The following is a 26,226-nucleotide window of genomic DNA, read 5'->3' as shown; positions in this document are numbered from 1 at the left end:
TTGATAATCGTTAAATATGGGGGTGTCTGCGATAGCCACCGCATTTTCAAAACAAGCGTTAGTGTAAGCAGTATGGGCAGTAGGTATACCAAAATCTAAAAATGCATTACATACGCTAGTCGTCCCAGTGCGTGGTAAACCAATAATAAATATTTTTTGTGTCATGGCGTTTTAAATGTCTTTTTCTGAAAACCAAAGTGATGCATTATTAAGGGGTGTTAATGCGGGTAACTGATTGTTTTTTAATTTAATGATGATTTTATTTTTTATATCTGCATGCTTAATCGCACTGCGATGATAAGCCTTAAACAAACGATCAAACTCACCGTTTTTACGCATAATAGCTAAGCCTTTCTCAACCGCTTGCGCTATTTCGGGCTTTTCTTTACTAAAAAAGAAGTAGATTGCACTTGGGTATTGCAACAATAAGTGTGGCACTATCGTGAGGTTAGCACCGGCTTCATCTTTAAAGGTATTGAGCTCAGTTTCAACCTCTAACACAGAACGAGGAAATACATCACCTCGGCCTTTTATCAACATATTAAATAACGAACTATATTCGATTGATGTCGATACAGTTAAACCGTTATCCTGCAGTATTTGTGTGTCAGGCCAATCATGCCCTTGAATAAAATGTATTTTTTTAAAGTCGCTCAGGGTATTGATGTTTAATAAGGTATTCACTTTATCCTGTGTAGTTACCAAAACACGCCACCCATATAACCCCTTAAATATAGGCACTCTAACGGGTAGTAATTGTTGCTCACGCTGTTTAGAGGTCATGGTCCAAGCGACGTTTATTTCATCATTATGAAGAATTTGCTTTAACGAGCGGCTCTGTGGCATCGAAATACTTGAGGGTTGTAATGTAAAATTTTCTCCGCTGAATTGCAGAGCTGTTCTTAATAGTACTAACGGGTAAAAAATTTCATCTTCACCACTGCGCATTGTTTTGGGGTATACAACATGCAAACTAGAAACGGTGTTTTTGCTATTATTTTCTATTGCCCATGCAAATGATGTCAGCGAACTGAAAAAATAAACACATGTAAAAACAATAGCTAACCGCATAATCGTTTATCTACTTAAAAGTAATAACACCGCGCTTACTATCACAATAGCAAAGGTGATCATCATGCTCAATCCACGTGCCTTTAAATTATTGTTAATAATGGCAGAACCATGAACAACACGGCTGATAAATAATAAACCGCCTAGCGCATGCACATAATGACTAGCTAACCCTTGATACTCCAATAAAAAAACTAAAATTAAGCTAATGGGCACGTACTCAATAAAATTACCATGCGCTCGGGTTGCACGTTCAAGCGCGGTATTACTGCCATTACCTAACGAAATCCCTTCGGCTTTACGTATTTTTATAACATTAACACTCAAATAAATATAATAAAGGGCCAATAAGGCCGCATAGCTAGATATGATCACAGTATAGTCCATTTAATTTTTCAGCAATAATAACACATAAGTTAAGCGGTAAATCAGTAGTTTTATCATGAACTATGCTAGAGTAATTTATACATTGGAATAGTAATAAGTAAGGATAATATGTATTTAAGAACAAAAATCACCAATCACTATCGTGAAATAATAAACAGTATTGGCTTTTATCCCTCACTCCTGTCTGTTGCGTTTTTAATTTTTGCTGTACTCACTATGTCTGTTGAGTATTTAGCCCCTATTGAGCAATTTAAATCATTAATCTCATTTGTATTAGTAGACAGTGCAGAAAACGCACGAACCATATTAAGCACCTTAGCTGGCAGTATTATTTCGTTAACCGTATTTAGTTTTTCTATGGTGATGGTGGTTTTAAATGCGGCCAGCGCTAGCTTGTCACCCAGAGTCGTTCCTGGGCTTATTACCCGTAAATCGCATCAAATGGTATTAGGGTTTTATTTAGGCAGTATTATTTATTCTATTATAATGCTCATTAATATTAATAAGTTAGATAACGGAAATACGGCAATACCCTCATTAGGGGTGCTCTTTGCATTAATTTTTGGTTTGATTTCTTTGGGCTTATTCGTTTTCTTTATTCACTCTATTTCAAAAGCGATTCAGGTTGATAACGTATTAAATGGTTTATTTAGACAAACCAAACAAGAGATCCAAGACATCATCAACAAACAAGGCGATAACCCCGTTGATAACTTTCCTGAATTTTCAAATTGGCATTCAATAAAAAGTACTACTGAGGGTTACTACAAAGGGGTTCACACAAATAAGCTGTGTGCTATTTTGGCTGAAGAAAAAATAGAACTTTTTATTACCGTTAAGCAAGGTTACTTTACCGTTAAAGGCTACCCGTTCTTAAAGTGTAATAAAGACATTTGTGAAAACGAAGAGTTAATAGAGAAAATCTTAGACTGCTTTATTTTTTATATAGAAGAATACATTAGCGATCATTACCGTTATGGATTAACCCAAATTTCTGAAATTGCTGTAAAAGCAATGAGCCCTGGGATTAACGATCCGGGCACAGCGGTTAAAGCTATTGATATGCTGAGTATTTTATTGATTGCTCGCCTAAAGATTAATGCGATTAACTACGCGTGTTATCAACCAGAAGAAGCCCCTTTGCTCTATTTTCATGAAACCAGTTTTGATGAATTACTGCACGATAACTTCACTCCTTTGCGCAATTATGCCAAAGCAGATGCCTATGTAATGACCAATGTTATTGAAGCATTTAAAAATATTTTGTTTATTGCCAACGAGGATGTTGAAGCTCGAAACAGTGTGTTTAATTATTTAGGTGCCATTGTTGATGATATTAATCAGCACATTTGTAATGAGTATGACCGACGAGAAATTAGAAATATGCTACAAGCAATAGTGCGAATTAGTGAGTTACAAGGTAAGCAGTTGGTGGCACGTTTTGAGCAGCACAGACCTATTAGCGAGTAAGCTCTGTAGAGCTATTTATTCTGCCGAGGGGCAAAGAGTTATCGCTCCTCGGCAGCGCCTATTTGGCATTGAAAGATCATCAAACCCTAATCTATATAATAAATTGCATAGCTTGACGCGCTAATTGTAATTTCACCCGCATGATAGGCATCAGGGACATAATTACCAGGTGCACTGTCTGCCATCATTACTTTTTCACTGCGCATGTACGGTGTAGATGGCATATCAAGCGGGGTTAACGACGCGCTATATAAGCCTTTTAACTCTACATCAAAGTCGTCACTTAGCTCTTTTGCCGCGACTTTGGCTTGTTTAATTGCCATTTTTTGTGCTTTTTTATGCAGCTCATCGTAGTTGCTAGCTAAAAATTGCGTTTGTCTAATTTCATTAATACCATTATTAACTAAGCTTTGTAGTAATTCAGGGTATTTATTAATTGCAGAAAGTTTAATGGTGAGCGTTCTTGATACCTTAAAGCCAGTAAACTCTTGTTTACCTGTTTCACGATTATATTGGTTATCACGGTATATAGAAATTTGACCGGCATTAATATCCGCATCATCTACCCCTAGTTTTTTTACTAAACTTATTGCACTGGCCATAGTGGTATCGGTTTGTTTTTTTGCTGCAATTAAGTCTTTATCTATTTCAGTAATGCCCACCGTTAATAAAACATGATCCGGCATCGTCGTTAGTGAAGCTTCACCTTTAACATAAATATGCGGCTCTTCTGGGGCGTTGCTTGCATAAGCTGATGTACTGAGTAATGCGGCGGTTAAAATCGAAAGCGTTTTCATAAGTCTATCCTTTTAAATTTGATTGCCTCAGTTAACACCTTATGCGGTTAATTAAAGATGAACAAGCATAAAAAAACAGGCAAAAGCCTGTTTTTTTTAATCTCTACTGTAATTAAATGCTGCAACGCTTGTAGTTACGGTATTTTGGTAACCAGTAGTTTTTGTCGATGGCTGCCCACAGCGCATCGTCTGAAATTTCAAGGGCAACGCCCTCTTCAATTGCTTTTTTAGCCACTGCAAACGCAATACGTTTACTAAGCGTTTCAATTTCAGTCAGTGCCGGTAGTAAGCTGCCTTTACCTGTATTAGCTAAAGGTGACGACTCAGCCAACATTTCGCTCGACATAATAAGCATCGCATCGGTAATACGGGTTGCTTTGGCGGCAATAACACCTAAGCCAATACCTGGGAATATGTAACTATTATTACATTGTGGAATTGGGTAAGTCACACCGTTATAAACAACTGGGTCGAATGGGCTGCCAGTTGCAACAATTGCTTTGCCATCGGTCCATTTAATTACATCTTCTGGATACGCTTCAACTTGCTTAGATGGATTACTTAACGGGAAAATAATTGGCGATTCACATTTAGCATGCATAGCGCGAATGACTTGTTCGGTAAATAAGCCAGGTTGGCCTGATACACCAATTAAAATATCTGGTTCAGCACAATGCATTACATCTAATAACGACGCGTATTCACCGCTGTAGGTCCAATCAGCTAAGCAGCTAGTTGGTTGTGCAAGCATTTGTTGAAAGTCACGTAAGCCTTGCATACCATCTGTTAATAAGCCAAAACGGTCAACCATAAAGACTTGGCTGCGTGCCTGTGCTTCACTAATACCCTCAGCAACCATAGTGCTAACAATTTGTTCAGCAATACCACAGCCTGCAGAGCCTGCGCCTACAAAAACAACTTTTTGAGTTGATAATTTAGCACCTTTAACACGACATGCTGCTAATAAAGAACCCACAGTGACCGATGCAGTGCCTTGAATATCATCATTAAAGCTACAAATTTCGTTGCGGTAACGCTTTAATAATGGCATTGCATTAGGCTGAGCAAAATCTTCAAACTGCAGTAACACATTTGGCCAGCGACGTTTAACTGCTTTAATGAATAAATCTAAAAACTCATCGTATTCATCTTGTGCAATACGTTTATGGCGGGCACCCATGTACATTGGGTCGTTTAATAATTTTTCGTTATTGGTTCCCACATCGAGCATAACCGGTAACGTATAGGCTGGGCTAATACCGCCACACGCGGTATACAAAGAAAGTTTACCAATTGGAATGCCCATACCGCCAATACCTTGGTCGCCAAGGCCTAAAATACGCTCACCGTCGGTAACAACAATCACTTTTACTTTGCCTTTTGTGGCATTACGTAAAATATCGTCAATGTGAAAGCGATCTTCATAGGAAATAAATAAACCACGGGCACTGCGATAAATATCAGAAAACTTTTCACAGGCATCACCCACTGTTGGGGTGTAGATAATAGGCATCATTTCTTCGATATGATCGCGCACTAAACGGTAATAAAGCGTTTCGTTATTATCTTGAATGGCGCGTAAATAAATGTGCTTATTTAAGTTGTCGTTAAAACTTGAGTATTGTTGGTAACAACGCTCAACTTGCTCTTCTATTGTTTCGTAACGAGGAGGAAGTAAACCAGCAAGATTAAAGTTTTCACGTTCTTTTTGGCTAAAAGCACTTCCTTTATTCAATAGCGGGGTTTCAATTAGGCCTGGGCCAGAATAAGGAATATAAAGATAATTTGGATCGGTATTTGTAGTCATATTTCCAAGCTTTACTGAATCTTAAGTAATGATCTGCCATTATCATTGTTAAAGGCTAAATTGCAATGACATTTAAGCTTGTCAGACCATTGAAAATTTACATATACAAGCGCTACTTTAGTATAAAGCCACTCATATTTGGTGAATATGTTAGCTGGCTGTTGTGAGTTTATAAAAATTAAAACGAGCATTAGACCAGCGTTTGCTGTGTGCAATGATTACAACAGTGTCAGTTATTTTTAGATTTGCTAATTTTTTACGTTAGTTAACATACTATTTTCAATCAAATAATCATTAACTATTAAGCTGTTACATAAATAACAGCAGGTAATACATTAGCTGCAAACCTGCTGTTGATTATACATGTTTTAGAATTTAAATGAGGCTTTATTATTACTTAAATCCGATAATGCCATCCCTTCCCTGCGAGGATCGGCGGCGCCATACAAACGGTTGTTTTTAACTTCTACCGCATGCAGCCCAGAGTTTAAGTCAATCACGCGCACATCATGGCCGCACTTTTTAAGCTTTGGTACCACCGCTTCAAGTGCAGTACCTTTTTCAATGCTGGTGTAGTCGTTGCGATTAGTGGTACGCGGTAAATTAATGGCTTGTTGCGCATTCAAATCCCAATCTAAAACGCCAATAACAACTTGTGCAACATAATCAATAATACGACTACCACCAGGAGAGCCGACCACTAAACGTAAGCTCCCATCTTGATTAAATACCATCACGGGTGACATTGAGCTGCGCGGACGTTTATGGGCTTCTACTCTGTTAGCTACTAACTTGCCATTTTTACGCGGCGAGAGTGAAAAATCAGTCAGCTGATTGTTTAAAATGAAGCCATTAACCATGACCGTCGAACCAAACGCCATTTCTATAGAGCTGGTCATCGAAACAGCATTGCCTTTGCTATCAACAATCGAGACATGTGACGTAGACGGAAGTTCAAAAGAGTCATCATTTGCGTAGTTTAAGTAATCAACTGGATCACCAGGAAATGCTTTTTGATCTTTTTCAGTGATCAATTTTGCGCGGGTGGCGATATAGTCTTTGTTTAATAACTCCTCGGTAGGGACTTGGGTAAAATCAGGATCGCCAATGTATTTATTTCGATCGGCAAACGCAATGCGCGATGCTTGGCTAAAGTAATGAATAGCCTCTGCGCTATTAGCTTTAATATTGGCCATGTCTTTATGTTCAAGCAAGCCTAAAATTTGTAGCACTGCAACACCGCCACTACTAGGTGGTGCCATTGAGCACACTTTGTAAACGCGGTATTTAATACATACAGGGGCGCGCTCTTTGCTGGTGTAGTTAGCAAGATCTTGCTCAGATAATTTACCCGGGGCAATTTTTGATTCCTGCACAGCACTTACCATGGCTTTTGCATTATCACCTTTATAAAAAGCATCAATCCCTTGTGAGGCAATGTCTTTGTATAAATTAGCAAGCGGCTGATTTTTTTTAATACTGCCTACTTTGATCACTTCACCATTGGGAAAAAAATACTCATTTATGACCGGCATACTCATAACACCAGGGTTTAACTGCCTAACGAGTAAGCCATGTAATCGTGGAGATACTTCAAACCCTTGTTCAGCTAGCGCAATAGCTGGCTTAAATAACGTTGCCCATGGCAAGTTACCATATTGTTTATGGGCACTGGCAAACGCATGTAAAATACCTGGTACACCCACCGAGCGACCACCTACAACTGCTTCAATCCATTTAACAGCTTTGCCATGTTCATTTAAAAACAGGTTTTCATCGGCATTACTGGGGGCTGTTTCGCGACCATCAAAACTGGTGAGTTTATTGTTAGCTTTGTTGTAATACATCATAAACGTACCACCACCAATGCCTGATGATTGCGGCTCAACTAATGTAAGCACTAATTGGGTGGCAATTGCGGCATCAACGGCGCTTCCGCCTTGGGCTAAAATGGCCTTACCCGCTTGTGAGGCATAAGGATTTGCAGCCGCAACCATGTATTTATCGCCAGGTACTAACTGCTTTTGCACTACCCCTGTGGCGGCTTCTGGTTCACGGGTTTCAATTTGGCTTGCTTGCTGTGCAAATAAAGGTAAAGACAGTGCACTTAAAGAGAGAGCAAATAAAGAGTTGAGCTTAAAATTCATAATTACTGATTAAACTTAAATTGCATGGAAGATAATTGGCATCTTAAAGTTAAACAGGCACAATATGCAAAAATAAATATAAAAAAATGATCATTAAATGCTTAATTTACCCCTTCAGCCGCGTTATGTTTTACCCCCCTTGTGTTTAATTGTATTAAGTACGCTCTTAGCATGGCTTGGTATGAACAATGAGCTTGAGTTTAATCTCCCATTAATTGAACAAGGCCAACTATGGCGTTTATTTACCAGTCAATTTGTACATGCTAACTGGGTACACCTAGGTTTAAATTGTGCTGGTATCGCGCTTATTTGGTTATTGCATGGTGAATACACTACACCTAAGCAATACAGCTTTAACATTGCACTCCTTGCGCTTTGGTGTGGCTTGGGGGTTTATTGGTTTTGTCCAACAATCATTATTTATACAGGGCTGAGTGCGCTATTGCATGGCGTGATCGTGTGGGGGGCCATAAAAGATGTCACTGTTGGGTTAAAATCAGGTTATATCTTGTTTATTGGCGTATGGATAAAACTTATTCTTGAGCAAGTTAATGGTCCAAGCGCAGAAATTGGTCAACTTATTCAATCAACGGTGGCCGTTGATGCGCATTTAATTGGCGCAATTGGTGGGGTTATATTAGCTGTGCCGCTGGTTGTAAAACACATCAAAAACGATACTAAACACAGTTAAAAAAACGCCACATAAGTGGCGTTTTTATTTTTAGTCGATTAAAGCGTTTCTTTAAACAGTTTATAAATTCGACGGTATTCATCTAACCAGCTCGAAGGCTGAACAAAACCATGCGGTTCTACTGGGAAGATTGCTGTTTCAAAGTTTTCTTTTTCAAGTTCTATTAAACGCTGTACTAAACGCACTGAATCTTGAAAGAACACATTATCATCAACCATAGGCGCATTTATTAATAAATGCTTTTTAAGCCCTTCTGCATAATAAATAGGTGAACTACGCTCATAGGCAATCGGGTCAACATCAGGGTGATTCAAAATGTTAGCCGTATAACCTGTGTTGTAATGAGCCCAATCAGTCACTGGACGAAGCGCTGCGCCTGATTGAAACAAGTCTGGTGCGGTAAATAACGCCATGAAGGTCATAAACCCACCATAAGAGCCACCGTAAGTCCCTACCGCTTGGGTATTAACATTGGCATTATCCGCCATCCATTTTACGCCATCGGCTAGATCTTGTGTTTCAGGTGTTCCCATTTGGCGATAAATAGCCGTTCGCCAATTACGACCATAGCCTTTAGATGCGCGGTAATCCATATCCATTACTACATAACCTTCATCTGCTAGTAATGAATGGAACATAAATTCACGGAAGTAGCCAGACCACCCCATGTGTGAATTTTGCAAGTACCCTGCACCGTGGTTAAAAATAACCGCTTTGCGGGTTTTGCCTGTTTCACCCTCTTGGTAATCAGCGGGGTAATAGACTTTGGCGTATATGGGCTGATCTGTATGACTTGATGGCACAGCAACAATTTTAGGCGCTGTGAGTTTTTTAGCTAAAAACGCATCAGATACCGTATTGGTTAAACGAGTCGCGATTGTGTTTGCTTTAGCCTCTGCCACATAAAGTTCAGTCGGCATAGTGATTTTAGAATGTCTAAGTAATAACTTAGATTGATCAGGGCTTAAGGTGTAATCCGTCATACCGTTTAAGTCGGTTACTTGCTCACTAACACCTGTTTGTGGATTAACGCGGTATATTTCGTAAAGACCCGGATGCTCAATATTCGCTTTATAATAAATAGCACTATTGTCATCAGTAAGCGTTAAGTCAGACACTTCAAACTGACCTTGTGTTAAAGCCGTAGCCTTGCCATTTAAAGGCTTTTTATAAAGCTGACTGTACCCCGACTCTTCCGATAAATAATACAGCGTAGTTGAGTCATTTAACCAACCAAAGTCGTTAAACGCATACGCAATCCACGCATCGTCATGTAAACGGTGTTGAGATACGAGTTTATTATTTTCAAAATCAACAGTGGCCAACCAACGATCTTTGTTATCCCATGCTTCAAGCATAATCGCCACTTGGCTGCCATCATCGTTCCAGCTGATAGGCGATTGATCCCATCCCCAGTCTGAAATTACATTAATGCCACGCGGTTGTTTCTTAGACTTATACGTTTTGCCATCGCGGGCATAGTTTTCTTTTTTAACCTCAGCGAGTACATCTTCATCAAAACCAGGCAAGGTATTAAACCCTAAAGTAGTTTGGCTTTGATCTGTAAGGTTAATATAAACAATTTCAGAAGTTTGCTCTTTAGCGTCAGCCACACGACGGCGAACTTTTTTAGGCTCTATAGTCGCATCATCAGTGATGTAGTTAGGCATAATGTCGCCTTCACCACGCCATGAACTTTTTTCTTGAACAACCACAATTAACGCGTCGCCATTTGGAGAAAGCTGGGCCTCATCAACCGTGTTGCCATCGCCTAAATAGTAATGCGTGTTGGCAATTGAGCTATTTTGGGTTTTAACTTGCTCATTTCGCGCATACTTATCTTGTTTGTTTTTATGCTGCAGTGCAATGTAATCAATCAGCTTATGTTGTTCTTTGGCAATATAAGTTGTTGGCTCTTTTACGCCTTGTGGTTTGTCAGCCAGTTTTAAATTAGCAATTTCACGGGTTAAACCTGTGGTTAAATCTACTTTAAAAAAGATATTACCTTGGCGATACGCTAAGTTACCATCGTTTAAAAATTGTGGTTTTGACTCGGTGGCTGAGCTTTGCGTAATTTGCTTAATTACGCCTGACTGTACGTTTTTAATAAATATGTTGCCTTCAAACACATAAGCTTGAAGTGATTTATCGTTAGAAAAAACAGCTTTACTTGAGCCTACGCTGTGAAGCTGATTTAAAGCCACTTGCTCTGCTGTTTGAGCGTTTACAGCTTGAGTGAATAAATCTCTTAGCTCACTACCTTGTTGTTTTCGCGTGTAAATAACAGTACTTGAGTCAGCACTCCAAAATGCACCTTGCGGTTGGCGTCCAATCCAATCAGGGTGAGCCATCGCTTGTTCAAGCGTAATTTTTGAGACACCCATGTCTGCAGGTGTGTTAACAACACTTGCAACCTTGGTATTTGTTTGAATAGCTGAGTCATTAGAAGTTGTGGCGGTTGCTGTACAGCCCGCTAACATAACACTTGACGCAACAGCCATTGCAACAAGTGTTTTAGAAGATGAAAATTTAAAAATCATAGTGCTTCTTGACGGTTATTATAATTAACCGTATTTAAGCAGAAGCATCTTTATAATTGCAATTATTTAAGATAAACAACGCTGATATCGGGGTGAGTAACCCGATTATTCAACCGTTAAATCAAGCCATACCATACGGTGGTCACTTGATGCGTTTCTATCTTTTATTAAACGGTACAATTCGCTTTGTTTTTTCGGCCAAAATACGCCACCATCTTTAATGGTTAGTCCATAATTTGAAGGCAGAACGTAATCAACGCGTGCCTGCCAATTAGCAGTGTAATTTTTAGCATAAGCTTGTGGGTATTGCTCTTTAGCACCCTCACTGGTTGGAATAAAACCGGCATTAATCATCGGGCTTTTAAGTAACTGATCTGTTGTATTTGTGCGCTTTTTATCGCCCTCAGGGGCGGCATTTAAGTCACCTAAAATCACAAAGCGTGATTTTGCTGCAAGGCCGCCCTTTTTACCGTTATCGTCATACAGGTAACTTTCGTTATTAACGTAATCAGCAATTAATCTAATTTCATCATGATTACGAATGCCGTTTCTGTCTTCATCACCATCAAACACAGGCGGCGTAGGATGCGAGGCTAACATGTGAACTACTTTATCATTTACTTTTACCGGTATATCCCAAAACGATTTAGAGCTTAAACGTAAAGCATTCCATTCTTCTTCGTTATACCAATTTGTATTAGTTTTTGGGTCTACCGGCATTTTCACATTCGGTAAATCTTTGTGCTTAAACGTTTGCAGGGTTCTGATGTTGTCAAAATCAATGGGGTAACGAGACAAAAACGCCATTGCGTAGTGGCCTTCAAAAAATCCAAAACCTTGCGCATCGCCCATCACACCATTTTTTTTGCCATCGTTGTCTAAATCAAACTCTGTGGCTAAGCCTGTGTTAACTGGTGCAATGTAAACATAAGGATAATCGATAGCCGCTTGATCGTTTTGCCCTACATTTAAGTAATGGGTTTTAAAGTATTCTATCCCTTGTGATTTAGGGACGTAGTCAAATTCATTTAAAAGCACCACATCTGGACGAACGCGTTGAATTATTTCAGCAATATTTTTAATTTGCTGGTGGTCAGAGCGCAGCGCGTTAACTAAGGCATCGCTTTTTACTTTTTCATTTTTAGCGGTGTAATTGGTTGCATCCATACTGACATTAAACGTTGCGACCCGTAATGACTCTGCGTGAACATAGCTTGCTGAAACCAGTGACAATAAAAAGCCACCAATAATTTTAATACCGAGATCATGTCTCATTATATGAATCCATCTATAATTAATAATAAAATAACACTGCTAACCACGATCCAAAGAATCACAGCCATTAAAAACGGTTTAATTCCCGCTTGCTTTAGTACCGATAACGACAAACCACTGCCAATTAAAAACAGTGTCATCACTAGTATTTGCTTCGCTGCAATGTTTATCAACTCCCAATAAGATGAAAGCGACGGCACATAGGTATTAATTAATGCGGCTAATAAAAAGCCTACAATAAATAATGGAATACTCGCCTTTTCATCTGAGCGCATAAACACACCCGCAAGCGTAGTGTATGGAATAATCCACATAGCACGAGTAAGCTTCACTGTTGTTGCTATGCTCAGTGCCACTGCACCATAAGTAGCCGATGCACCTACCACGCTACTGGTATCATGAATTGCAAGTGCAGTCCATAATCCAAACTGCTCTTGGGTTAATTCAAAATAATGCCCAATTGCAGGGAATAATAATAACCCTACACCATTGAGTAAAAATACGATACCCAGCGCCACAGCCACTTCATGATCTTTGGCTTTTATAACCGGTGCCATGGCCGCAATAGCGCTACCACCACAAATAGCGGTTCCAAAGGAAATTAACACGCCTGTGTTACGATTAAGTTTAAACACTTGAGTTAAAATTTCGCCAAGCCCAATTATGGCAGTAATACTGACAATTGTTAACACTAAAGAGCTGCGACCAACCTCAATTACCTGATTAAAATCAACAGCAAACCCCAACCCCACAACCGCCAACTTTAGCATCCATTTACTGGCCTTTTGTGATAACTCAGCAAACGGGTTACCCAAGGTAATCGCAAATAACGCCCCCATAACCAAGGCACTACCAGCGCCGATAAATGGAGTGATGCACAAAGCCAGTAATATTATAAATACAGGTTTATGTAATTTAGCGATAATCATAACGTTAAGCGCGAATGAGTTTATTAGTCAGTTTATGGACAACGGGGGCAACAAATATAACCGTTGGAAAGGCAATACAAAAGGCAAATAACCACGCTTTAAGCCAGATAGATACGATGTTATCGACCATACCAACATTAAATAGAGAAATAACTAACGACATAAAACCTGACATGAAAAGTGCCATAAAAAAGGCAAACACAATAGTACGAAACTTTGGATGGATCATTGAAAAGAACCTTTAGAAGGTAAAGCGATATATTGAAGTTAAGTTCAATTTATCGCTTTGTTTTTTAACTTATAATAGCGATTTGCTGGTAGCTAATACACCGGGGTAATCTTGCTCTGGTAAACACATTGCGAGTTCACCAAGGCGTTCACCTAATTGCTGTAAATTATCAGCAGATACATTAATGTGGCCCATTTTGCGACCAGGTTTTACACTTTTACCGTACCAATGGCTGGTTACATCCGCAGTTTTTAACACATCAGTAGGTATTTGTGCTTGGCCTAATACATTTATCATAGCAGTCGGTTGCTTAAGTTGCGTACTACCTAAAGGTAGGCCGGCAACAGCGCGCATATGGTTTTCAAATTGCGAGCAATGAGCACCTTGTTGCGTCCAATGGCCTGAGTTATGAACTCGCGGCGCAATTTCATTAACCAGTAATGTACCTTGCACATCAAAAAACTCAATGGCGAGTACACCCACATAGTTAAGCTCATTCGCAATTCGGGTAAATGCCGTGATTGCTTGTTGCTCTAGTTGGCTATTATTGTTTTTACCTGCAACCGAAAGCGTTAACACACCCTCGGTGTGCTCGTTTTCAGTTAATGGATAAATAGCAACATGGCCGTGTTTATCGCGCGCACCAATAATAGAGACTTCACGATCAAACGGGATCATTTTTTCTGCAATTATGGTGTGCGGAGCGTGCTCAGTGCCTGATGCAATAAAATCAGCCATTTCAGCCCAAATTTGCTCAATTTGATCGTCTGATTTTAAACGCCATTGGCCTTTACCATCGTAACCCGCTTGGCATGTTTTAATGACTAATGGCTTACCAAGTGTTTGAACCGCGAGTTCAAGATGCGCTTTTTCTGTAATTAATTGATATGGCGCACATGCAACAGCGGTTTTATCTAGGAGCGCTTTTTCAAGCGCACGGTCGCCACCGGTTTTAATGGCTTGTTTGCCCGGATAAAACTTATTGCTATTACAACACTGTGTAAGTACATCATCTGGAATATGTTCAAACTCGGCCGTAATAGCATCAGCGTTTTCTATCGCCTGTTCGAGCGTTGTTGGGTACACTTCGTTTGTAAGCGGATGTACAATCTTTTTGCTGCCTACATCATAAGCAACCACATTTAAATTAAGCGGTGCACCGGCTAAGCTCATCATTCGTGCTAGCTGCCCTGCCCCTAAAATTAAAATATTCATGATCACTCTGCAGGATTTGGGTTAGCTAAAACAGTCTCAGTTTGTTCTTTACGGAACGCTTCGATTTTTGCGAAGATTTCTGGATTTTGACATCCTAAAATTTGTGCCGCTAATAAACCTGCGTTTGCAGCACCGGGCTCACCAATAGCAAGAGTACCTACCGCAACACCTTTTGGCATTTGGCAAATAGATAACAGAGAGTCTACACCGTTTAGCGCTTTAGATTTAACGGGTACGCCTAAAACTGGCAGAGATGTAAACGCCGCCGCCATACCCGGTAAGTGCGCCGCGCCACCTGCGCCTGCAATAATAACTTTAATACCGCGTTCTGCGGCTGAACTTGCGTAATCGGCAAGTAATTGAGGAGTGCGGTGGGCAGAAACCACTTTAGTTTCATACTCAATGCCAAATTTTTCTAGCATAAGGGCGGCGTGTTCCATGGTTGGCCAATCTGATTTAGAACCCATAATAATGCCAACAGTCATAAATACTCCTCAGTAATGTATTTTAAAAATAGCGGACTTATGTCCGGTTTTATGGCGGGTATTATATACTTAAATGCTGCACTAATGCGACCAGCAGGCAATAAAAAAGCCATGTTAAACATGGCTTTTTTTAAACAGCGAAACAATCAGCAATTAAGCTTCTTTACTCGCTAAATATTCTGAGTAGTTACCTCTAAAGTCGATAACTTTTCCGTCTTTAATTTCCCAAATACGGGTGGCAACTGATGATACAAACTGACGGTCGTGTGACACAAACATCAAGGTACCTTCATACGCTTCAAGTGCTAAGTTAAGCGCTTCAATTGATTCCATATCCATGTGGTTGGTTGGCTCATCCATTAATAAGATATTTGGTTTATGCATCATGATTTTACCAAACAGCATACGACCTTGCTCACCACCAGATATTACTTTTACAGATTTTTTGATATCGTTTTGTGAAAACAACATACGACCTAAGAAACTACGAACAACTTGCTCATCGTCGCCCTCTTGTTGCCATTGCTCCATCCACTCAAACAAATTCATGTCTTTTTCAAACTCATCGGCATGATCTTGTGCATAGTAGCCAATGTTTGCATTTTCAGACCATTTAAACTCACCGCTTTTAGGCGCTAAACGTCCTGCTAAAGTGTTTAATAATGTTGTTTTACCCACACCATTTTCACCAATAATAGCAATGCGTTCACCTACTTCAACCAAACCCTCAAGGCCTGAGAATAAAGTTTCTTCAAAACCTTGAGATAAGCTAGTCATTTCTAGTGCGTTACGAAATAACTGCTTTTCTTGTTCAAAACGAATAAAAGGTGTTTGACGTGACGACGCTTTTACTTCGTCTAATTGAATTTTATCAATTCGTTTTGCACGTGAAGTGGCTTGCTTTGCCTTTGATGCGTTGGCAGAAAAACGCGATACAAACTGTTGAAGCTCTGCTATTTGGCTTTTCTTTTTCGCGTTTTCACTTAATAAACGTTCGCGTGCTTGAGTAGCTGCAAACATGTATTCATCGTAGTTACCCGGGTAAATACGTAGTTCACCGTAGTCAATATCGGCCATGTGCGTACATACCGAATTTAAAAAGTGACGGTCATGCGAGATGATGATCATGGTACAGTCACGTTGATTCAATACATCTTCAAGCCACTTAATTGTATAAATGTCCAAGTTATTGGTAGGCTCATCGAGCAGCATGATATCAGGGTCTGAAAACAAAACTTGAGCTAGAAGCACACGAAGTTTAAAACCTGGTGCAATTTCTGACATAGGTCCGTAGTGCTGCTCTGTAGCAATACCCACACCTAATAGTAACTCACCCGCTTTAGATTCAGCCGAGTAACCGTCCATTTCAGCAAATTCAGTTTCAAGATCGGCTACTTTCATGCCGTCTTCTTCACTCATTTCAGGTAGGCTATATATACGGTCACGTTCTTGTTTGATATCCCACAATTCTTTATGACCCATAATCACGGTATCAATAACAGAATATTCTTCATAGGCGAATTGATCTTGGTTTAGTTTAGCAACGCGCTCATTTGGATCAGTACTTACGTTACCCGAAGATGGTTCTAATTCACCACTAAGGATTTTCATAAAGGTCGACTTACCACAACCATTAGCACCAATTAAACCATAACGGTTTGATTCGCCAAATTTAGCTGAGATATTTTCAAATAACGGTTTAGCACCAAATTGCATGGTGATGTTAGCTGTACTAATAATAGCGCTACCCTCCAAGGGAGACTGAAGTATTTAAATTGCGCGCAGTTTAAACCAAATCACCGTTTTTTTCTATGAAAGTTTATAGCACCAAACTCAAAGTAAACGGTGGCTGTTTATTAACTATAAAAGCAATTAAATAGCCAAAGTACTGGGCGAGTAAATGTGCTAAAAAGGTGAGTAAAACTCATTATTGTACTGTTGATGCAGTAAAAAAATGTTTAATAAAAAAACAACTAGCATAAAACCCTTTATAAATTATTTAATCGCGTTTACAGGCGACTTGGTCGCATTTTACTTTTATTAACAATTAATACGGCTATATTAACGTTTTTTATAGTATTAGAGTTTTAGCTCTACCCATGCCGACACGTGCAACTATGAAAAAAATTCAACACTCCCTCTCCTGCATTTAAGCCTAATGTCTTATTCCAAAATTAAATGGTAGTTTATACGGCTACAAAATAAAAACAGCATTAACTTAAAATGAACAAGCCGCGTGTTTTGTGCTAATTATCATTGATAATTTTTCACTTTTGAGCCTTTTATTGCTTTGCTAGTCTGCACGACTTCGAATTTAGTAATTATAAAAACGTCTTTAATTTAGGCAAGGCACACACAATGAAAAGAAAATTAGTATCGCTAGCAATTGCGGGTATTTTAGCTGCTCCAAGTGTTTCAGCAGTAGAAGTGTTTAAGGATGAAAAAAATACAGTCGCAGTAGGCGGATATATTGATGCGCGAGTGATAAATACTCAAGGTCAAAACGAAATCGTCAATGGTGCCTCACGAATTAATTTTGATTTTAAACGCCAACTAAAAAACGGCTGGGAAGCAATGGCTTTAGTTGAATGGGGTGTCAACCCTGTTGGCAGTAGCGATATTGTATACAACAACCGTTTTGAATCTATTCAAGATGAGTTTTTATATAATCGTTTAGGTTATGCAGGACTTAAACACGATAAATACGGCCAAATTACGATTGGTAAACAATGGGGTGCGTGGTTTGATGTTGTGTATGCAACAAACTACAGCTATGTATGGGATGGTAACGCTGCCGGTGTTTACACTTACAACAAAGACGATGGTGCAGTAAATGGTACTGGTCGTGGTGATAAAACACTGCAATACCGTAATAGCTACAACGACTTTGACTTTAGTGTTCAAACTCAGTTAAAAAACAGCGCTTTTTATACTTGTGATGTAAGTAATATTACAGAATCACAATGCCAAGCAAATTTTGAGTCTGGAGATGCTGCTGCACAACAAGTTGAATTTAACTATACGTTTGGCGGTGCAGTAACCTATAACGTGACTGATAAGCTAAAACTGACCGCGGGTATTAACCGCGGCGAGTTTGAATTAACGTATGGCGACGGAACAACCCGCTCTGTTGACGATTTAATTTATGGTGCAGGTGTTATTTGGGGCAATATTGATGCGCCAGGCTTGTATGTAGCCGCTAATATCAACAAAAACGAAAACCACGATACAGATAACATAGGTCGTTTAATTAAAGATGCGATTGGTATTGAAACATTTGTGTCGTATCGCTTTGATAACGATTTTAGACCATTTATTGCCTATAACTTATTTGATGCAGGTGATGACTACGTAATTCAACCAAACTTTAATGCCGATCCTAACGATGTATTTAAGCGTCAGTTTGCAGTTATTGGTGTGCATTACTTAATTGACCAAGACACACAACTTTATGTAGAAGCACGTAAAGACTTTGGTGATTTTGAAAGTAATAATAAACAGCAGCAAGCGCTAATGGAGCAATCTGAAGATGACGGTATTGCTTTTGGTTTTAGATACGTTCTTTAATATCAGTTGAAGCTTGAGCTATTTTTTCTTAAATGCTTTTTTTAACGCACGCGTCCCCTCTGTTGGCCCTAGAATAAGCCATAAAAAAGCAACCCCTCCTGGGACTAAAACTGCTTTTAATATTGGCCCTAGCAAATAAGAATAAAAATAAATTAGTGGAATAAAAAGTACATAACCAATAACACGTTTGATAAACTTCATGTAACATCCTTATAAAAATGAGCATGCTCACAATATTAATTGAGCGCGCTCAATTAATCAAATAATGATTTAGCCCTTTTATTTAACAAACAAGTAAAGCATTGAAATATAATGAGTAAAAAAGAAAAGACACGCGATAAAATTTTAGCTTCAGCATGGGAATTATTTTTGCTGCAAGGTTACGATCACACATCAACAAGAGAAATAGCGGTTGCAGCCAATGTTGCTGTAGGTACAGTGTTTAGTCATTTTGAAAATAAAATTGATTTATTGATGGCCGGTATGCAACAACAAATAGCCGTTATTATTAACCAAGCAAAGCAGTTAGATACGCAGCACTCCCCTCGCTTAAAGTTACGTCATTACGCTCATCCGCTTTATTCTTTTTATTGTGAAAATAGTGAATTTAGTAAGCTATTAATTAGCGACATCATTTGGAGAACGTCTTTTTTTAAAGCGCAGATGGATGAATTTAAACAACTGCTTTTTAGTGAACAACCGAAGTTTGATGAAACAAAAGCAAGCGTAATGATGGACTGTTATTTTATGACCTTGGTCGATGGGTTAAACGATCCCTTACCAAATGCTGAAAATATGCTTAGACAGTTAAGTAATAAAATAGCGCTTTTGTAATTAAGTCCTAAACGTATAGATCGGTGCTGATATAAATAAAGCACCGCCCACCTTTTTTGTTATTTAAATTCTTTATTTAACGATCCAGATAGCCAAACTCAATAAGCGTTATAAACCCACCACTCCACTTATGAGTAAATCGATAATTTATATTACGCCATTGCTAAGATTACATTTAAACACAATTAAGTATGATGTGTTCTTCCATGTGTTACCTTACATCCACCAGCCATTTACACCATAAAATAAGGTAATTTATAGCAAAACGGCTTAACTGTACATATATACAGTTAAGCCGTTTTGCTAGTACTACTCTTAATTAAAGTTTAACAATATTATTAATTAATAAATTCATCATAGGCCATTAAAGCCCCCGTAATACTCAAAGCTGGATTATCATTATGCTTTGCATCAGGGTTTACTTTACTGCCCCACACTAACCAGTTACTAGTATGGCTTACTAAACTTTGCTCCAAGTTATTATACGCCTCAAGCATTAATTTATGCTCAGCCCCGCCAACAGTAAAATATAATAAGGCGGGTCTATAGTAGCTCTGTGTTTTAACTTGTAAAAAGGTATTAAGATGATTTACTACGGTCATATCGTCATACCAAGCCGCAGGGCTAAATGCAAAGTAACCATTAAATAGCGATGGTTTGGTATGCAGCGTATATAAAGTAAAACTGCCCCCTGCCGAAAATCCCGTTAATATACGGTTTTCAGTTAACCTGTAGTTAGCCTCTAAATAAGTAAGTAGCTCTTGCTCTATAAAAGCTAAAAACAAATCAGCTTTACCAAAAATTTCTGGCGAAGTTTCATGTTTAGGTCGAGGATTTGTATTTACGTCCTTCCTTGCATAAGGTGGTACAAGATCACGATTTCGGGTATCAGTAAAAAACTGATTAGGTATAGCAACTAAAATAGCCTCATTTAATATACTTTTAGGATTTAATGCTTTTAGCGCTTTATCCCAATTAGCTAAATTAAAATTACCATCTGTTTTTATAATAAGTGGATACGCTTTATTTTTATCAAAATCATCCGGGAACCTTATAAATACCTTACGAGACTCATTAAGCACCTTTGAATCTAGGGTTACATCAACAAAATCTGATACATCATTTTTGTAATAACTAAACCCAATTGTTGTAACCCCAAATACACTAACAGCAAGCAACACATTTAAAATAATCGCTTTTTTTATTCTCATGCGTCACCCATTTTAGTTAATTGCTTATGCCAAATACCATTGTTTAATTGCTCGTTTAACACAAACCCAAGTTTAGTAAGCAAGTTATAACAGCGTACGTTTTTACCATGAATTTCTGCATATAATTGCTCTATCTTTAATACACTCGGTATCTGGCTCATAAAACCGCGCAGCACTTCTTGCATTAAACCTTGCTGCCAATAAAAAGGATCGAGTTCGAAGCCCAAATAAGCACTTTTGGTTTGTTTACATATTTTATATAAGCCACATGTACCCAGTAGTTTGCCACTCATATTATGTTCAATAGCGAGTCGAATCACTTCACCTTCGTAATATCCGCTTATATCATCTTGAATTAATTGTTTAATATGGTCTTTGTTTAAAGGTGTTTTATAGTCATTAAACTCATAAACGAGTGGATTATTTAAAATTGTTAATAGCGCTGCGCCGTGTTTGTGGGTAATTAAACGTAAGGTAACGCGGGGTAATTTTATAGTTTTAAACATGCCTACGCCAAATAAAGTAAACGCGCTTTAAATAGCACTTTATAGAGCGTCATTATTAACTTACCATACCGTATTCACAAGCATTAATTGAGATAAACTATGAGTGACAATTTTAAAGTAATACAACCAACTACTACTGTTTACTGCCCAAAACGTGGTGAAGGTTGGACCCTTACCGGCATTACTAATATTAACGAGTTTACGTCGGTTATGTTTGATGGTGTACGTTACACCTTACCAGCGAGAGAAATTGTAGAGCAGTTGCTGCCTAACCAATTAGCGCGTGAACAGCAAAATAGCTAAATTAAACAAAATTTATCACTTAACCATATGTACACAGTTTTCTGGTAATGGGCTTAAGTTTTGATTTTCTGGGGTATTAGCAGCAACTTTAAAGCCTAGCTTTTTATAAGCCGATACTGCTGCTAGGTTGTTTTTATAAACAAACAATGAGCAATCATTAACATTTAAGTTTAATTGCCCATGTTTACATAATGCTTTAATTAGGGTGGCTGCAATTCCCTCCCCCCTTCGTATAGGGTTTACTATTAAACGCGCCAAATGACATTTGTTTTTTTGTTGATAATATTGCCCAAAAGCGAGTAATACGTTTTGTCGTCCAACCAATACAAAAGAAGTCGAGACATCAAGGTTTAAGTCTTCAATAAAAGTCTGCGCCGTAAATGGGTACCTAAAGTAAGGGCCAGCCCATTGAGTTATGTCATGTTGATCATTAAACCAACTCATTAGCTCGATAATATGCGTATTATTAAGTGGTTGTAATGTCATTCGCCTTGTTGATTCCTTCAAAACGCGTCATCTTCACTGTATACATTTACATTAAGTTCGTCGTTATCTTCAAATACAACAAACGAAATCGGCTTACAACACACTTGGCAGTCTTCTATGTATTGCTCATCAATATCAGCCACATCAATTAATACTTCTATGGTTTCGCCGCAGTAAGGACAACTAATTGACTTTTCGGTTAACTGGTTCATGATTTCCCCTTTCAAATTTACACAAGGTTATAATTCACTTTAGTAAACAACCTTATATATGACAATGATCGTAGAGTGACTTAATAATTCAAATTTAAACAGCGTTAGCTAAAATATTGTTTAACTTTATTATATCAACTAAGCCATGTTGGTTCTGATTTAAAAAATAATCGCATTGCCAACGCTGAGTAACTTTAGCAGAGTTACTAAATGCGCCAGTCCCTTTTAATGCCCTACTTTCGCTCCAAGGCGGAAATACTCTAAAAGCCGTTTTGCCTTTATGGTTTCTACCTGTGACGATGCCTTTTTTAACTAACAACTCAACCGGAAATAAAAAGAAACCTTTTTGTATATTTGCTACTTGGTTATTAATAGTGGTTAATCCATCACTTGAAACAGCTACTAATAAATAGTCAAACTCATTGGCAAATGGAATTGGTTTAGAATTACTCAAATCCGCTGGGCGTTTCCATAGTGCTAAAAAAGCGCCAGGTCTGTCGGGTGTAACTTTAGCTTTTCTGTAAATTATACGTTTTTGGTTTAAAGTAAATGCATAGCCATGGTATTGGGCATTTTGATTATGAGGTATCAACTCATCAGCGTTTGGTAGTTTATACCCTGAGGGAGCAAAGTTGTTTTGTAAAATGATTAATAATTCATCATGCAAATGATCATTCGTCATTAAACTTTTCATATCTCGCATCCGTTTTATATAAAGTGAGTTCAAACCCTTAAGCAACTTTGTAATGAAAGAGTTTTTAAAGTTAGCGGGTCTTACTATACAAGTATTTATACATAACTAAAGGTGAACATTTTTATGAAACACACATTAGCGCTAGCATTGACCTCTATGGGGATTTTGTTTAGCTCAATAACATACGCTAAAACCGAACAAGCTATTTTAGCCGGTGGCTGTTTTTGGTGTATGGAAAGTGACTTTGAAAAACTCGAAGGTGTAACCGATGTGATCTCAGGGTTTACTGGTGGTGAACTTAAAAATCCAACCTACAATGGTAATCACCAAGGCCACTACGAAGCTGTTCTGGTTACCTACAACACTAATGTATTAAGCTATCAAGATATTTTAAACCATTACTGGGTGAATATTGATCCTTTTGACGCAAAAGGTCAGTTTTGTGATAAAGGCCCAAGCTACCGTAGTGCGATTTTTGTTGCTAATGAGCAACAGCGACAATTAGCTAAGCAATCTAAACAAGCGGTAGTTAACGAATTTCCTGAGCAAACGGTAGTAACCCCTATTCTCGATGCTAAAACCTTTTACCCGATAAAAGGCGATGAAAGTTATCACCAAGATTACTACAAAAATAATCCTATTCGTTATAACACCTATCGCTGGCGTTGTGGCCGTGATAGTCGCTTAGAAGATATTTGGGGCGATCGAGTTACCCACTGAGTTTATAAACCAAAAGGCTGCAAAAATTGCAGTCTTTCTAATATATAAGCAAACTAGGCAGCCCAATTATTTATTCTATTCTCAAAGCTGCAAGCCCACTTAAACAATTCATTTTTCAAGGCGGTTAAATAGGCTTCCTATCATGATGATTTCTTTTTTATAGGAAACACCTTAAACCAAAATGCTATTTCAAAAACAAAGCCCGCAATAATAAAAATAAATAAGCCAGTGGTGCTACCATACGAAAAACAGGCAATAGCAGCAATAATTAATGCAGCTAAAATCAACCATTTTATGAACGCATTCATCTTTAATACCCAGTGCTTAATAACATAGTTTGAATTAGCAACTATCAGTTATTTCTTGATTCTTTAATAAAGCGATATCTAAATTCAGACAAGTAACCGAGTACCATAACCAACATTGTAGAATTAAAATCGCCATTAATAAGAAGCGTCCAAATATACTCTTTAGTATTAAAGCTGATGTATACGCTCATTACAAACGCAACAATGCTACACCCCTTAAACATCCATGAATATTCACCAAAAAAAGACTCAAACATACTTTTATCAATAGGTTTATCTTCCATAATAACTCCTTGCATTTACAACGTTTTTTAATAAGTTTGCTTATCGTAATAGCTAGCTTATTACATGTCTATTATATCGTTAAAGTTAAATGTTACGGATTGTTTCAATCGAAAAATCTCAGACACTACCATGATTAAATTTGCAAATAAGGCATTTAAGCTTGTCCTTTAGTTTGTTGAAAAGTTATGCTTTGATGCATTAATAAAACTATTAACCTCTTTGGCTCTTCTCAACACAGCTCGGCACAAAGTGGTTATAAACATAAAAATAATAAGAGAAAATAATGACAAAACTTAATAACAATAGCGTTGTTATATTAAGCGCAGTTCGTACCGCTATCGGCAGCTTTGGTGGCAGCCTTAAACATTTCACGCCCGCCGAGCTAGGCACTCTTTGTGCAAAAGAAGCGCTAGCCAGAGCCAAGCTATCACCCAACCAAGTTGGCTCAACTGTCGTTGGTAAAGTAATTCATAACGGTCCTAAAGACGCATACCTTTCAAGAGTCATTGGGCTAGATGCTGGGTTGCCTATTAGTAGTCACGCAGTAACGCTTAATCGATTATGTGGCTCTGGCCTTGAAGCCATTATACAAGCCGCACAACAAATTCAATTAGGTGATGTAGATGCAGCCCTTGCTGGCGGAGCTGAAAGCATGAGTAGCTCAGCTTATACCCTCGAAAGTAATCGCTGGGGGCAAAAAATGGGCAATAGCATCATACAAGATGAACTCACCTCCACATTACAAGACCCATGGGATAATAACCCGATGGGAATAACTGCTGAAAACATCGCAGATAAATACACTATTAGCCGCGACCAGCAAGACGCTTACGCAGCAAAAAGCCACCAAAAAGCCGCAAAAGCAATTGCTGCAGGCCATTTTAAACAGCAAATACTCCCTATTGAAATAAAATCAAAAAGTGGCATTCATATTTTTGATACTGACGAACACGTGCGAGCCGATACCACAACCGATAAGCTCGCTACATTAAAGCCCTACTTTAAAAAAGATGGAACCGTTACCGCAGCAAGCTCATCCGGTATAAACGATGGTGCGGCCATGTTGGTACTCATGTCTGAGCAAAAAGCCAATGAGCAAGGCTTAAAACCGCTTGGTCGATTAGTAGGTTATGCCAGAGCGGGTGTTGATCCTACTTTAATGGGGACAGGCCCAATTCCTGCAGTACAGCAGGTATTTGAAAAAACAGGCTTAACCATTGACGACATGGATGTAATTGAATCTAACGAGGCATTTGCAGTACAAGCACTGTGCGTTGCAAACGAATTAAACTTTCCTGCCCATAAGGTAAACCCGAATGGTGGTGCCATTGCATTAGGCCACCCTGTTGGCGCAACGGGTGCCATACTAACAACCAAATGCTTGTATGAACTCAAACGAATTCAAGGCAAATATGGGCTAGTCACAATGTGTATTGGTGGCGGGCAAGGCATTGCAGCCATTTTTGAAGCGCTTTAACTTTAAGTTTGTAATAGCTATTTAAGGGCTTTATTCACAAGGAGAAATAACAGACGCTTTGCTTTTAGAGAAAAAACAGGGAGCAAAGCGCTGCTACACCTTATTGCTTAATAACAAAAAGCTTACCTCAAACCTCACCAAGCCATTCGTCTACAAATCGTGTTTTAAAGTTAACTTTCTTACGCCTAATAAAACACCACCAAATGAGATTGAAAATAATATCGGTAAAAACAGTAATGTATCAGTGTTGTCTATATCTGTAGCTGGGCTGCCAATAACTGCCAGCGTGTTAATTAACAGCAGTATTAAACTTGATTGCAGATAGCCCTTGTATCCAATAGCTCCTGCAAATAACAGCATTATAAATGATCCTGATATCGCAGGCGTAAAAGGTGCGACGGCGAGTAACATACAAACAAACGAAAATATAACAGCACATCCAATTATTACTTTAAACATAACAACCTCCATGGTAAATGGCTTTTAATCCACCAGCTATTTATAACTGTATTACTAAAAATCGTATTCCACTTAACAGGCATCAACTAATTTTTAGTTTATTAATAACCCCAATATAAAA

Annotated in this window: 29 protein-coding genes; 7 read left to right on the top strand and 22 right to left on the bottom strand. The window is 38.5% G+C overall.

Translation table 11 applies throughout. The features are described from left to right. From QL984_RS11745 to QL984_RS11735, 3 genes are all read right to left on the bottom strand, one after another. Positions 1-165: sulfotransferase (locus QL984_RS11745; RefSeq protein WP_290172796.1), on the bottom strand; the 165-nt coding region annotated here is incomplete at its 3' end. Between the two features lie 6 nt (positions 166-171). Then, on the bottom strand, positions 172-1,071 hold the full coding sequence (locus QL984_RS11740; protein WP_290172795.1) for a transporter substrate-binding domain-containing protein: 900 nt from the start codon (positions 1,069-1,071) through the stop codon (positions 172-174). 6 nt (positions 1,072-1,077) lie between these two features. Continuing rightward, a complete protein-coding gene (locus QL984_RS11735; RefSeq protein WP_024602502.1) occupies positions 1,078-1,446 on the bottom strand; it encodes an MAPEG family protein in 369 nt (122 codons plus the stop codon). Between the two features lie 120 nt (positions 1,447-1,566). Between QL984_RS11735 and QL984_RS11730 the strand changes: the two genes are divergently transcribed. Further along, positions 1,567-2,928: a DUF2254 domain-containing protein gene (locus QL984_RS11730; protein WP_028835242.1), complete on the top strand. Its 1,362-nt coding sequence runs from the start codon at positions 1,567-1,569 to the stop codon at positions 2,926-2,928. Positions 2,929-3,014: 86 nt separating this feature from the next. On the opposite strand, the gene QL984_RS11725 is transcribed toward QL984_RS11730, so the two are convergent. From QL984_RS11725 to ggt, 3 genes are all read right to left on the bottom strand, one after another. Beyond that, a complete protein-coding gene (locus QL984_RS11725) occupies positions 3,015-3,725 on the bottom strand; it encodes an SIMPL domain-containing protein (protein WP_013464937.1) in 711 nt (236 codons plus the stop codon). Positions 3,726-3,837: 112 nt separating this feature from the next. After that, positions 3,838-5,532 carry an NAD-dependent malic enzyme gene (locus QL984_RS11720; RefSeq protein WP_028835240.1) on the bottom strand — a complete coding sequence of 565 codons (1,695 nt, stop codon included), beginning with the start codon at positions 5,530-5,532 and terminating at the stop codon, positions 3,838-3,840. A 368-nt stretch (positions 5,533-5,900) separates the two neighbouring features. After that, the gene (gene ggt / locus QL984_RS11715; protein WP_290172794.1) at positions 5,901-7,679 is read right to left on the bottom strand and encodes a gamma-glutamyltransferase; all 1,779 of its coding nucleotides are present in this window, start codon (positions 7,677-7,679) and stop codon (positions 5,901-5,903) included. A gap of 97 nt (positions 7,680-7,776) precedes the next feature. Between ggt and rrtA the strand changes: the two genes are divergently transcribed. Next, positions 7,777-8,370, top strand: coding sequence for a rhombosortase (gene rrtA, locus QL984_RS11710; RefSeq protein ID WP_138764542.1), 594 nt, complete (start codon positions 7,777-7,779; stop codon positions 8,368-8,370). A gap of 38 nt (positions 8,371-8,408) precedes the next feature. On the opposite strand, the gene QL984_RS11705 is transcribed toward rrtA, so the two are convergent. The 7 genes from QL984_RS11705 to QL984_RS11675 all read right to left on the bottom strand — a co-directional run bounded on the left by QL984_RS11705 (position 8,409) and on the right by QL984_RS11675 (position 16,783). Next, entirely contained in the window at positions 8,409-10,910 is a 2,502-nt protein-coding gene (locus QL984_RS11705) for a prolyl oligopeptidase family serine peptidase (protein ID WP_138764541.1), read from the bottom strand. Positions 10,911-11,015: 105 nt separating this feature from the next. Continuing rightward, positions 11,016-12,185 carry an endonuclease/exonuclease/phosphatase family protein gene (locus tag QL984_RS11700; RefSeq protein WP_033103442.1) on the bottom strand — a complete coding sequence of 390 codons (1,170 nt, stop codon included), beginning with the start codon at positions 12,183-12,185 and terminating at the stop codon, positions 11,016-11,018. After that, complete coding sequence (locus tag QL984_RS11695) at positions 12,185-13,114, bottom strand: putative sulfate exporter family transporter (protein ID WP_138764540.1); 930 nt, start codon at positions 13,112-13,114, stop codon at positions 12,185-12,187. The genes QL984_RS11700 and QL984_RS11695 overlap by 1 nt, the downstream gene beginning before the upstream one ends. Before the next feature lie 4 nt (positions 13,115-13,118). After that, the gene (locus QL984_RS11690; protein ID WP_013464944.1) at positions 13,119-13,343 is read right to left on the bottom strand and encodes a DUF2798 domain-containing protein; all 225 of its coding nucleotides are present in this window, start codon (positions 13,341-13,343) and stop codon (positions 13,119-13,121) included. Between the two features lie 69 nt (positions 13,344-13,412). Continuing rightward, complete coding sequence (locus QL984_RS11685) at positions 13,413-14,558, bottom strand: 5-(carboxyamino)imidazole ribonucleotide synthase (RefSeq protein ID WP_064664141.1); 1,146 nt, start codon at positions 14,556-14,558, stop codon at positions 13,413-13,415. A gap of 2 nt (positions 14,559-14,560) precedes the next feature. Beyond that, positions 14,561-15,043: a 5-(carboxyamino)imidazole ribonucleotide mutase gene (purE, locus tag QL984_RS11680; protein ID WP_013464946.1), complete on the bottom strand. Its 483-nt coding sequence runs from the start codon at positions 15,041-15,043 to the stop codon at positions 14,561-14,563. 153 nt (positions 15,044-15,196) lie between these two features. Beyond that, complete coding sequence (locus tag QL984_RS11675) at positions 15,197-16,783, bottom strand: ABC-F family ATPase (protein WP_076916071.1); 1,587 nt, start codon at positions 16,781-16,783, stop codon at positions 15,197-15,199. A 618-nt stretch (positions 16,784-17,401) separates the two neighbouring features. On the opposite strand from QL984_RS11675, the gene QL984_RS11670 reads away from it, so the two are divergent. Beyond that, positions 17,402-18,610 carry a porin gene (locus QL984_RS11670; protein ID WP_028835233.1) on the top strand — a complete coding sequence of 403 codons (1,209 nt, stop codon included), beginning with the start codon at positions 17,402-17,404 and terminating at the stop codon, positions 18,608-18,610. An 18-nt stretch (positions 18,611-18,628) separates the two neighbouring features. On the opposite strand, the gene QL984_RS11665 is transcribed toward QL984_RS11670, so the two are convergent. Continuing rightward, positions 18,629-18,811, bottom strand: a complete 183-nt coding sequence (locus tag QL984_RS11665; RefSeq protein WP_024602491.1) for a hypothetical protein — start codon at positions 18,809-18,811, stop codon at positions 18,629-18,631. Between the two features lie 111 nt (positions 18,812-18,922). Here QL984_RS11665 and QL984_RS11660 point away from each other — a divergent pair, with 111 nt between their 5' ends. Next, on the top strand, positions 18,923-19,444 hold the full coding sequence (locus tag QL984_RS11660; RefSeq protein ID WP_024602490.1) for a TetR/AcrR family transcriptional regulator: 522 nt from the start codon (positions 18,923-18,925) through the stop codon (positions 19,442-19,444). Between the two features lie 338 nt (positions 19,445-19,782). Here the strand turns inward: QL984_RS11660 and QL984_RS11655 are convergent, their stop codons facing one another. Next, the gene (locus tag QL984_RS11655) at positions 19,783-20,655 is read right to left on the bottom strand and encodes an alpha/beta hydrolase-fold protein (RefSeq protein WP_128583559.1); all 873 of its coding nucleotides are present in this window, start codon (positions 20,653-20,655) and stop codon (positions 19,783-19,785) included. Then, positions 20,652-21,161: a GNAT family N-acetyltransferase gene (locus QL984_RS11650; protein ID WP_036956497.1), complete on the bottom strand. Its 510-nt coding sequence runs from the start codon at positions 21,159-21,161 to the stop codon at positions 20,652-20,654. The genes QL984_RS11655 and QL984_RS11650 overlap by 4 nt, the downstream gene beginning before the upstream one ends. 99 nt (positions 21,162-21,260) lie before the next feature. On the opposite strand from QL984_RS11650, the gene QL984_RS11645 reads away from it, so the two are divergent. Further along, the gene (locus QL984_RS11645; protein WP_013464954.1) at positions 21,261-21,464 is read left to right on the top strand and encodes a hypothetical protein; all 204 of its coding nucleotides are present in this window, start codon (positions 21,261-21,263) and stop codon (positions 21,462-21,464) included. 15 nt (positions 21,465-21,479) lie between these two features. Here the strand turns inward: QL984_RS11645 and QL984_RS11640 are convergent, their stop codons facing one another. The 3 genes from QL984_RS11640 to QL984_RS11630 all read right to left on the bottom strand — a co-directional run bounded on the left by QL984_RS11640 (position 21,480) and on the right by QL984_RS11630 (position 22,856). After that, positions 21,480-21,950, bottom strand: coding sequence for a GNAT family N-acetyltransferase (locus QL984_RS11640; protein ID WP_036956499.1), 471 nt, complete (start codon positions 21,948-21,950; stop codon positions 21,480-21,482). Between the two features lie 17 nt (positions 21,951-21,967). Further along, positions 21,968-22,162, bottom strand: a complete 195-nt coding sequence (locus QL984_RS11635) for a CPXCG motif-containing cysteine-rich protein (protein WP_036956501.1) — start codon at positions 22,160-22,162, stop codon at positions 21,968-21,970. Positions 22,163-22,256: 94 nt separating this feature from the next. Beyond that, entirely contained in the window at positions 22,257-22,856 is a 600-nt protein-coding gene (locus tag QL984_RS11630; protein ID WP_036956502.1) for a MepB family protein, read from the bottom strand. 123 nt (positions 22,857-22,979) lie between these two features. Here QL984_RS11630 and msrA point away from each other — a divergent pair, with 123 nt between their 5' ends. After that, the gene (msrA, locus tag QL984_RS11625) at positions 22,980-23,576 is read left to right on the top strand and encodes a peptide-methionine (S)-S-oxide reductase MsrA (protein WP_128583557.1); all 597 of its coding nucleotides are present in this window, start codon (positions 22,980-22,982) and stop codon (positions 23,574-23,576) included. Between the two features lie 140 nt (positions 23,577-23,716). Here the strand turns inward: msrA and QL984_RS11620 are convergent, their stop codons facing one another. Both QL984_RS11620 and QL984_RS11615 read right to left on the bottom strand, forming a co-directional pair. Further along, positions 23,717-23,884, bottom strand: a complete 168-nt coding sequence (locus QL984_RS11620; protein WP_164907930.1) for a hypothetical protein — start codon at positions 23,882-23,884, stop codon at positions 23,717-23,719. A gap of 44 nt (positions 23,885-23,928) precedes the next feature. Next, entirely contained in the window at positions 23,929-24,168 is a 240-nt protein-coding gene (locus QL984_RS11615) for a hypothetical protein (protein WP_076921292.1), read from the bottom strand. Positions 24,169-24,452: 284 nt separating this feature from the next. Between QL984_RS11615 and bktB the strand changes: the two genes are divergently transcribed. Then, on the top strand, positions 24,453-25,646 hold the full coding sequence (gene bktB, locus QL984_RS11610) for a beta-ketothiolase BktB (protein WP_128583801.1): 1,194 nt from the start codon (positions 24,453-24,455) through the stop codon (positions 25,644-25,646). A 150-nt stretch (positions 25,647-25,796) separates the two neighbouring features. On the opposite strand, the gene QL984_RS11605 is transcribed toward bktB, so the two are convergent. Then, on the bottom strand, positions 25,797-26,105 hold the full coding sequence (locus tag QL984_RS11605; RefSeq protein WP_128583850.1) for a DUF6419 family natural product biosynthesis protein: 309 nt from the start codon (positions 26,103-26,105) through the stop codon (positions 25,797-25,799). Positions 26,106-26,226: the final 121 nt, after the last annotated feature.

Origin of the sequence: Pseudoalteromonas sp. APC 3495 (assembly GCF_030407645.1) — a bacterium.
GTDB lineage: Bacteria > Pseudomonadota > Gammaproteobacteria > Enterobacterales > Alteromonadaceae > Pseudoalteromonas > Pseudoalteromonas tetraodonis.
The sequence above is the reverse complement of the archived record's forward strand: the minus strand, read 5'-3'. Positions and strand labels throughout refer to the sequence as shown.